Origin of the sequence: Chromobacterium aquaticum, assembly GCF_021129195.1 — a bacterium.
GTDB lineage: Bacteria > Pseudomonadota > Gammaproteobacteria > Burkholderiales > Chromobacteriaceae > Chromobacterium > Chromobacterium aquaticum.
This window is the reverse complement of sequence record NZ_JAJOHW010000201.1, coordinates 1-1,423: the sequence shown is the minus strand read 5'-3', so window position 1 is coordinate 1,423 and position 1,423 is coordinate 1. Positions and strand designations below refer to the sequence as shown.

The window sequence follows — 1,423 nt, the reverse complement described above, 5'->3', positions numbered from 1 at the left end:
TTCGCGCAGCGGCTCCGCCGCCGGGGCCGGCGCGTATTCGCTGGCCACCCGCAGGCTGAGGGTGTCGACGCCGTCGCGGCGGCCCACCAGCAGCTGCCAGGCCAGCACCCCGTCCTGCCCCCGCAGCAGTGGGTCCAGTTCGTCCGGGAACAAGGACAGCGTGCAGACGCGCACGCGGTGGCCGCGGCTGGCGCGCCCTTGCAGCGCGAACTTGCGTTCGGGCCGCCCGGCCGGCTCGCGCCAGCAAGCCAGGTCGCCGGTGGGATAGCGGATCACCGGCATCAGCCGCCGTTGCAGATTGCTGACCACCAGCAGGCCTTTGCGGTCCGGCTCCGTGATCGGCAGGCCGCTGGCCTCGTCGATGATTTCGACGATGGTGTCGGCGTCGAACACGCGGTGCTCGCCCTGGGCGCAATCCGGCCCGGCGGCGCCGATCAGGCCGGCATCGACGCTGGCGCAGCCTATGGAGCCGATGCGGGCATTGGGAAACACCCGGCCCAGCAGGGCCAGTTGCTCGGCGAACAGGCTTTCGCCGCCGTAAAGCAGGCAGCGCACGCCGGTCAGCGCGCGGCCGGCCTGTTGCAGCCAGCTGGCGAAGCGCACCAGTTGCACCGGCACGCCGGCCAGCACATTGATGTCCAGCGTGTCGATGGCGTCGGCCAGCGCCGCGTCCTCGACATTGCAGGTAAACGGAAACTCCACCACCGGAGCCGGCGAGTGCGACAGCGCGCCGTGGATGAACAGCAGGCTGGTGTAGAGATCGCCGGCGAAGAACAGGTTGGCGACGCGGTCGCCAGGCAGCAGTTGCCGGCCCAGGCCCTGGCCGAAGGCGCGCACGAAGGCCTGCCATTCGTCGCGGCGGAACACCGACAGCTTGCCATCGCTGGTGGAGCCGCCGGTCTTGAACACATGGCCGTCCGCCAGCGGGCCGCTCAGCACCGGCCAGTCTTCCAGCGGCTGGCATTGGCGCCAGTAGTCCGCCGGCTCGATCAGCGGCAGATCGCTCAGCGTCCAGTCCGCCGGCAGCTCGCGGTACAGCGCGGTGAAAAACGGCGAGTGAGCGCGGGCGTGTTCCACCAGCCGGCGCAGCCTGACATCCATGGCGGCCTTCATTGCGCCGGCTCCGTGTTGCGGCGCTGGTCCAACACCAGCGGGGTCTTGCCGCTTTGCGGATGGCGCTGGAACTGGCTGGCCGGGGTGGCGATGACGTCCAGTTGCAGCAGGCCGCCGCTGACGACCTCGTTCAGCATCGGGTCTTGCAGCAGGCGGGCGCGCACCTGCGCAGCGTCGCCGTCGGCCAGCACCCGGATGCGGTCGCAGCCGCTGGCGGCGTGGTCCACCAGCCATTGCACAGCCAGGCCCAGCGGCGCGGACAATTCGGTCGGATTGACGAAGATGGTGCCGGCGCGCAGCAGCGCGCCGT

Annotated in this window: 1 protein-coding gene and 1 pseudogene; both read right to left on the bottom strand. The window is 70.7% G+C overall.

What is annotated here, in order from left to right:
* Positions 1 to 1,113 (bottom strand): phenylacetate--CoA ligase family protein (locus LQT98_RS22695; protein ID WP_231465401.1); only part of this gene is annotated, 1,113 nt, incomplete at its 3' end.
* Positions 1,110 to 1,423 (bottom strand): annotated as a pseudogene (locus LQT98_RS22690) (long-chain-fatty-acyl-CoA reductase); the annotation flags it as partial. The pseudogene LQT98_RS22690 and the gene LQT98_RS22695, both read right to left, overlap by 4 nt.